Here is a 7360-nt window from a genome sequence, read left to right on the forward strand (position 1 = left end):
AAATAATAATAAAAATGACATATTAAAAGGAAAAAACAATGGTTTATCAATAGTAAAACCTCAAAAAAATAAAAAAATCTTTATTTCCTGCGGTGAAATGTCTGGAGATTTACATGCTTCATACATTGTTGAAGAAATGCGAAAAAAAGATAAAAATGTTGAGTTTTTTGGTGTGGTTGGAGATAAATCAATAAAGGCTGGAGTTAAGCCAGTAAATCATATTAAAAATAATGATGTTATGGGTTTTGTAGAAGCTTTGAAAAAATATAGCTATTTTACGGAAAAAGCCCATGAATATTTAGAATTTATCAAGGAAAATGGAATAGAAACTGTTATTTTTGTTGATTTTGGAGGATTTAACCTGAAATTTTTTGAGTTATTGAAAAAGAAAATTTTAGAAAAAGAACTGCAGAATTTGAGAATGGTTTATTATATTCCGCCTAAAGTATGGGCTTGGGGGAAAAAAAGGATTGAGAAATTAAAGAAATTTGATGATGTTATTGTAATTTTTCCTTTTGAAAAGGCATATTATGACAATACTTTGAAAAAGAATGAATTAAAAGGACTCAAAGTAGAGTATTTTGGAAACCCATTTGTTGACAAATATGAATTTTCTGATAAGCTGGGAGAAAAAATATTGCTTCTTCCAGGAAGCAGACGACAGGAAATTGAGAAATTTTTACCAGTAATTATGGAACTGGTTAGAAATGAAAAAGTTAAAAATGAGAAATTTTTGATGAAGTTGGCAAGCAGGGATCATATAAAATATATACATGATTTTGAGAAAAAATACAAAATTGATGTTCATAAAATTCTAAATTTGGAAATAACTTTTGATGAAATAAAAAACATTCGTAAAGATTGTAAATACGCAATAGCGACTTCGGGAACAGTAACTTTTGAGATATCGCTTATGGGACTGCCTGTGATAGTAGTTTACAAAACATCTAAAATCAATGCTTTTATTGCAAGGAAGATAGTCAAAATAAAATATATAACGCTTACTAATCTAAATGCAAATAAAGAAATTTTTAAAGAACTGCTGCAGGAAGATTTTTCGGTGGAAAAGCTGCTTGAAGAAATGGAAATTATGGAAAAAAATAAAGAAAATGTTGTTTTGGAATTAAAAAAAGAAAGAGAAAAACTAGGTAATTTTGGAGTTTTGGAAAAAATTGCTGATTATTTGTTAGAAAATAGAGATTAACTTTACAAAAAGGAAAAAATATGGAAAAAAAACGTGAAGAACTGTTAAAAGGTTCTATTTTGAAATTATTTGTAAAATATTTCATACCAACACTTATTGGATCTGCGGCAGTTGTTTTGTATAATATTGTTGACAGGTTCTTTGTTGGAAAGATTAGTGAGAAAGCACTTGCTGGTGCGGGAATTGCTTTTTATATTGTTATGCTGATTATTGCCTTTTCAATGTTCATAGGAGTTGGAGCTGGAACTATCATTTCAATTCGGCTTGGACAGGGGAAAAAGGGAGAAGCTAAGAAAATATTGGGAAATGCAGTAACCTTATTTACTATTTTAGGACTTTCGCTGTATGTACTTTTAATATTGAATATTAACACAGTTTTACGATATTCAGGTGCTAATAATGAGACATTGCCATATGCAAGGGCTTATCTGGAAATAATATTACTAGCAATCTTGCCTTTGTTTTATTCATTTGGATTGACAAATGTGTTAAATGCGGCTGGAGCACCACGAGTTGCGATGTTTTCAATGCTTATTGGTGCAGTTGTAAATATTGCTTTGGATTATGTGGCTGTAATGATTATGCATACTGGAATCGAAGGAACTGCTTATGCAACATTGATTGGAAATGTACTATCTGCGATATTTGTACTTTGGTTTCTGATTGCCGGGAAATTACCGTTTAAAATTGATATGTTTGGATTTAAGCTGGAAGAAGAAAGTATTATTACAATAAAATTTTCAAAAATGAAATTAGATTCAAAAATAGTAAAGGATATTTTTTCAATAGGAATGTCACCATTTTTGTTACAAGCTGCAAGTTCAGGAGTAGGACTTGTAACAAATAAAATTGTAGACACTTATGGCGGGACTTACGGTGTAGCAGTTATGACAATTATAAATTCATATTTACCAATTATGACGATGAGTGTTTATTCAGTTTCGCAGGCTGTTCAGCCAATAATTGGATTTAATTATGGTGCCCAAAATTTTACAAGAGTGAAAAAATCATTAATGACAGCTATAAATGCAGGAGTTGTATTATCTTTCATCTTTTGGACAATTGTAATGCTTCTGCCTAAAGAGTTAATTTTATTCTTTAATGAAAAAAGTACGCCTGAAGCTTTGAGAGAGGGAGTTAAAGCTATTAGAATATATTTTTCACTTGTAATAATTTCATCTTTTGGAATAACTGTGCCAAATTATTTTCAAGCAACGGGACGTTCAAAATATTCAGTTATATTAAATTTATTAAGACAAGTTGTTATATTTCTGTTAGTTGTCATAACTTTTTCGAATATTTGGAAGTTAGACGGTGTATGGCTTGCGCAGCCATTTACTGATTTGCTATTTTTCTTGATATTGTTAATTTTCTTGTATAAGGAGAAAAAGTTTTTTGACAAAATGATAGAAAATCAAAATCATCTACTGGAATATAAGGAAACAGATGAAGATGTAAATAGCGATAAATAATAAAATTTATTGAAATAAAGAGGGATAAAAAATGATTACTATTTTATTAATGGCACTGGCATATATTTTAGGAAGTGTGCCAAATGCACTTTGGATAGGAAAAGTGTTTAAAGGGATAGATATTCGTGAGCATGGGAGCAGGAATACTGGTTCAACAAATGCTGCACGTGTTTTGGGAGCGAAATTAGGTATTTTGACATTAATTTTAGATGTTTCTAAAGGATTAGTTCCAACATTGATAGCAATCTTATTAAAAGTTGATTTTTTTGAAAATTTGACTAAAATTTCAAATTTTGATTATGTGCTAGTTGGAATCTGTGCAATTTTAGGTCATGTTTTTTCTATTTTTATGAATTTTAAAGGTGGGAAGGCTGTTGCAACGACACTTGGAGTATTTCTGATTTTAGTGCCAAAAGCGATATTGTTTGCTGCAATTGTATTTTTTGTGGTTTTTGCAATTTCAAAATATGTTTCATTATCTTCTATTTTAGCGGCTATATCACTTCCAATTTTTATATATTTTTTGTATCAGGAAATGATATATGTTATTTTAGGAATTTTGATAGCAATCTTAATTGTAGTGAAACATAGAAGTAATATCGAGAGATTAAGAATGGGTACAGAATCTAAATTTAGCCTAAAAAATAAGAAGTAGGAAAGGAAGGGATAATAATGAAAAATATATTAGTTATTGGTGGTGGAAGCTGGGGGACTTGTCTTTCAAAATTATTAGTAGAAAATGGACATAAAGTCTATTTATGGGAGCATAATGAAGAAGTGAGAAAAGTAATTCGTGATACAAAGGAAAATCCAAAATTTTTACCCAATATAAAATTACCAGACAGTCTTAATGTTGTGGATGATTATGCAGATGTTCTTGAAAATTCTGAAAAATATGGAAAAATTGACATTCTTTTATTAGCAACTCCTACGCAATTTTTAAGAAACATTTTAAAAAGATTGAAAAATTTTTTAAATTATAATATAATATTGGTAAATGTTGCAAAAGGGCTAGAAATTGCTACTAAAAAGAGAATTTCTGAAATAGTGGCTGAAGAGCTTGGAAACAAGCCGTATAATTATGTTCTGCTGGCAGGACCGACACACGCTGAAGAAGTGGCTCAAAAATTGCCATCTGCCATACTTTCTGTATCTGAAAATGAAGAAGCAGCCAAAACGGTACAAACTACATTTAGTAATCTTTATTTCAGAGTTTATACAGGAACAGACCTGATGGGAGCTGAACTTGCCGGAGCATTAAAGAATTGTCTTGCAATTGCGGCAGGAATTGCTGATGGAATGGGTTATGGAGATAATACAAAGGCTGCTCTTATAACTCGAGGAATTAATGAAATGTTTGAAATTGCAAAATATTACAATGCCAATCCTAAAACATTTATGGGATTATCAGGGCTTGGAGATATTATTGTAACTTGTACGAGTAAACACAGTAGAAATAGATTTGTGGGGGAAAAGCTGGGACAAGGTGAAAAAATTGAAGATATAGTTTCTCACATGAATATGGTGTCAGAAGGTGCAGAAACAATAAAGGCTCTTTATAAAATTATAAAGGAAAATGACTTGAAAGCACCTATTTTTACAGCACTTTATGAAGTAATTTATGGTGGAAAGCCAGTTTCAGAACTGGAATCTACATTTATGAGCAGAGACTTGAAGTCAGAATTTTTAAATTAAGAAATATATATAAAATAAAACTGGAGTGAGGTAATGGAAGATAACAACTTAAACTTAATGTCGTTATATTTAAGTGATATTCAAAAATTTGATTTACTCTCAAAGGAGGAAGAATACGAACTGTTAAAACGAATTAGGGAAGATAATGACGAACAGGCAAGGCAATTACTAATTTTATCAAATTTAAGACTGGTAATAAGTACAGCTAAAAAATCTCTTGGAAATGGACTTCCTCTGATTGATTTAATTAGTGAAGGTAATATTGGACTAATAAAGGCTATAAATAAGTTTGACTATGAAAAAGGTCATAGGTTTAGCACATATGCAGTATGGTGGATAAAACAGTCGATAAAAAAGGCTATCATTAATATAGGACGTGATATAAGAATACCGTCTTATAAGTACGAGCAATTGTCAAAAGTAAATAAAGTCATAAAAGATTATACTGCTATTCATGGTGAAGCTCCATCGACAGAATATATTGCGAAGGAAGTTGATTTGAAGGAAAGTAAGGTTATCTTGCTTTTAGGTGAATTTCAGGATATAATGTCATTAAATGAAACAATAGGTGATAACATTTATTTGGAAGATATCATTGGGAAAAATGATGATGTTGAGGATAAAATAATAAAAGAGGATCAGCTTATCGAAATGAAAGATTTACTTGAAAAAGTTTTGAATAAGCGTGAAAGAATGATTCTTGAATATCGTTATGGGCTGTATGACAACAAGATTCATACATTAAAGGAAATTGGAGAACAAATGGGAATTACTCGTGAAAGAGTTAGACAAATAGAAAAAAAGGCTATAACAAAATTGAAAGAACATTTGGAAGAATATAAGGATATACTGTAAAGGAGAGTTAAGAGTATGTTACATATAATTGTAGATAGAAAATCATTATTAAAAGCTATAACTATAGTTGAAAATGCAGTAACTGAAAATAAAATAAGAGAAGTCCTTTCTGGAATTTATATTGAAACACACGAAGGAAAGGCAATTTTACGTGGAACAGATTTAGAGTTATCTATAAATACTGAAATAGAAGCTCAAATTGAAGAAGAAGGAAAAATTGTTATAAAACACAAATTAATTGAAGAATTTTTGAAACAAATTTCTGATGAAAAAATTACATTGATTGAAGAAAACGGAAAATTAGTAATTAAAGCAAGTTCAACAAACACTGAATTTTCTTTATATGATTCAGAAAATTTCCCAGTTCAGTCAAAACTGGAAAATGGAGTTGAATATGTCTTTGAAAAAGAAAAGTTATTAAATGATATTGAAAATGTAAAAATTTCGGCTTCTCCAAACCCAGAAAATCTAGCTGTAAACTGTATTAGAATGGAAATAGAGGAAGACAAGTTAAAACTCATCTCATCTGATACATACAGATTAACATATATTGAGGAAAATTTGGATGATGCTCAGAAAGGGAAGGAAAACCTTAGTTTAAGTATTCCATTAAAAACAATAGATGGACTAATAAAAATTATGAAACTTATTGATGAGGAAAATATTATAGTGAAATCAGATGGTTCAAAAGTATTTTTCCAATTTTCAAATGTAGAAATATTGACGCGTACAATTGATTTACAATTTCCAGATTACAAATCAATTTTAAATAACTCACAACATAATAAAAAAATATTACTAAATACAAAGGATTTTTTATCGGTGCTAAGAAGAACGGCTATATTCGTTAGAGATAATAAAGAAGCCAAAAATGGTGGAATATTTAATTTTTCCAATAATAAGCTATTGCTTACTGGAACAAGTGAAAATGCACAGATAAAAGAAGAAATTGTAACAATTCAGGAAGGTGGAGATTTAAAGATTTCATTAAATGTAAGATTTTTACTTGATTATATTTCCACAATTGAAGGGAAAGTAACTGTGCTGGAACTGTTAAATAATAAAAGTTCAGTAATTGTAAAAGATGAAGATAATGATAAGTCGCTGTATTTCACAATGCCGCTGGCACTTAGAGAAAGTTAAAAATGATACAAGCAAAATAAATTTTGACGAAAGGAGAATATGCAATGCCTATAAAAATACCAAATAACTTGCCGGCTGTAGATATTTTAGCAAAGGAGAACATCTTTGTAATGGATGAAAATAGAGCATTGTCGCAAGATATTCGTCCTTTAAAATTTATAATAATAAATTTAATGCCTACAAAAATAGAAACAGAAACACAATTACTAAGATTACTTAGTAATACCCCTTTACAAATGGAAGTTACATTCTTAAAAATGGCCTCTTATGTTTCAAAGAATGTATCAAAGGAACATATGTCAAATTTTTATAAAACTTTTAAGGATATAAAGAATGATTATTTTGATGGATTGATTATAACAGGAGCACCAGTAGAAAATTTATCTTTTGAAGAAGTTATTTATTGGAACGAATTGGCAGAAGTGATGGAATGGAGCAAGACACATGTATATTCAACAATGTGTATCTGTTGGGGAGCACAGGCAGCTCTTTATTATCATTATGGAATAAAGAAATATCCATTAAAAGAAAAACTTTTTGGGATTTACCCTTTGAAAATTGATATTCGTCATACAATGTTGCTGCGTGGATTTGATGAAGTGTTTAATATGCCACAGTCAAGACATACTGAAGTTCGTGCAGAAGATATAAAAAAAGTTGATGAATTGGAAATTATTGCATATTCTAAAGAAGCTGGGATTAGTATTGTCTGTAGTAGAGATAAGCGAAACATTTTTATTATGGGACATCTAGAATATGATAGAATGACACTTGCAAAAGAGTATGAAAGAGATATAAAATTAGGAAAAGATATAAAAATACCATTTAATTATTATCCAGATAATGATGTAAGTAAAAAACCAGTTTTTGTATGGCGGGCTCATGCAAATTTATTGTTTTCTAATTGGATAAATCATCACGTTTATCAGGGAACACCTTATGATCTTACAACACTGAGAAATACATCTGACTCACAGATTTAATAAAAAAT

At 29.8% G+C, this 7360-nt stretch carries 7 protein-coding genes; all 7 read left to right on the forward strand.

What is annotated here, in order from left to right:
- Positions 1-97: 97 nt before the first annotated feature.
- From Q0370_RS00890 to metA, 7 genes are read left to right on the forward strand one after another with little or no spacing between them, the layout of a single operon-like run.
- Positions 98-1204: a lipid-A-disaccharide synthase gene (locus tag Q0370_RS00890; protein ID WP_299570831.1), complete on the forward strand. Its 1107-nt coding sequence runs from the start codon at positions 98-100 to the stop codon at positions 1202-1204.
- 20 nt (positions 1205-1224) lie between these two features.
- Entirely contained in the window at positions 1225-2676 is a 1452-nt protein-coding gene (locus Q0370_RS00895; RefSeq protein ID WP_299570815.1) for an MATE family efflux transporter, read from the forward strand.
- 31 nt (positions 2677-2707) lie between these two features.
- On the forward strand, positions 2708-3331 hold the full coding sequence (gene plsY / locus Q0370_RS00900; RefSeq protein ID WP_299570817.1) for a glycerol-3-phosphate 1-O-acyltransferase PlsY: 624 nt from the start codon (positions 2708-2710) through the stop codon (positions 3329-3331).
- A 17-nt stretch (positions 3332-3348) separates the two neighbouring features.
- Entirely contained in the window at positions 3349-4371 is a 1023-nt protein-coding gene (locus Q0370_RS00905) for an NAD(P)H-dependent glycerol-3-phosphate dehydrogenase (RefSeq protein WP_299570820.1), read from the forward strand.
- Between the two features lie 33 nt (positions 4372-4404).
- Positions 4405-5226, forward strand: coding sequence for an RNA polymerase sigma factor RpoD/SigA (locus tag Q0370_RS00910; RefSeq protein WP_299570822.1), 822 nt, complete (start codon positions 4405-4407; stop codon positions 5224-5226).
- A 15-nt stretch (positions 5227-5241) separates the two neighbouring features.
- Entirely contained in the window at positions 5242-6369 is a 1128-nt protein-coding gene (gene dnaN / locus Q0370_RS00915) for a DNA polymerase III subunit beta (RefSeq protein WP_299570826.1), read from the forward strand.
- A 44-nt stretch (positions 6370-6413) separates the two neighbouring features.
- A complete protein-coding gene (gene metA, locus Q0370_RS00920) occupies positions 6414-7352 on the forward strand; it encodes a homoserine O-succinyltransferase (protein WP_299570828.1) in 939 nt (312 codons plus the stop codon).
- The last annotated feature ends 8 nt before the right edge of the window (positions 7353-7360 follow it).

The sequence above is a fragment of the uncultured Leptotrichia sp. genome (assembly GCF_938036635.1).
Classification (GTDB): Bacteria; Fusobacteriota; Fusobacteriia; order Fusobacteriales; family Leptotrichiaceae; genus Leptotrichia; species Leptotrichia hongkongensis.

Excerpts from the sequence above, each read along its gene's own strand:
- Q0370_RS00890 (WP_299570831.1), top strand. The coding sequence starts at position 98 with ATGTCTGGAGATTTACATGCTTCATACATTGTTGAAGAAATGCGAAAA.
- Q0370_RS00895 (WP_299570815.1), top strand. The coding sequence starts at position 1,225 with ATGGAAAAAAAACGTGAAGAACTGTTAAAAGGTTCTATTTTGAAATTA.
- plsY (WP_299570817.1), top strand. The coding sequence starts at position 2,708 with ATGATTACTATTTTATTAATGGCACTGGCATATATTTTAGGAAGTGTG.
- Q0370_RS00905 (WP_299570820.1), top strand. The coding sequence starts at position 3,349 with ATGAAAAATATATTAGTTATTGGTGGTGGAAGCTGGGGGACTTGTCTT.
- Q0370_RS00910 (WP_299570822.1), top strand. The coding sequence starts at position 4,405 with ATGGAAGATAACAACTTAAACTTAATGTCGTTATATTTAAGTGATATT.
- dnaN (WP_299570826.1), top strand. The coding sequence starts at position 5,242 with ATGTTACATATAATTGTAGATAGAAAATCATTATTAAAAGCTATAACT.
- metA (WP_299570828.1), top strand. The coding sequence starts at position 6,414 with ATGCCTATAAAAATACCAAATAACTTGCCGGCTGTAGATATTTTAGCA.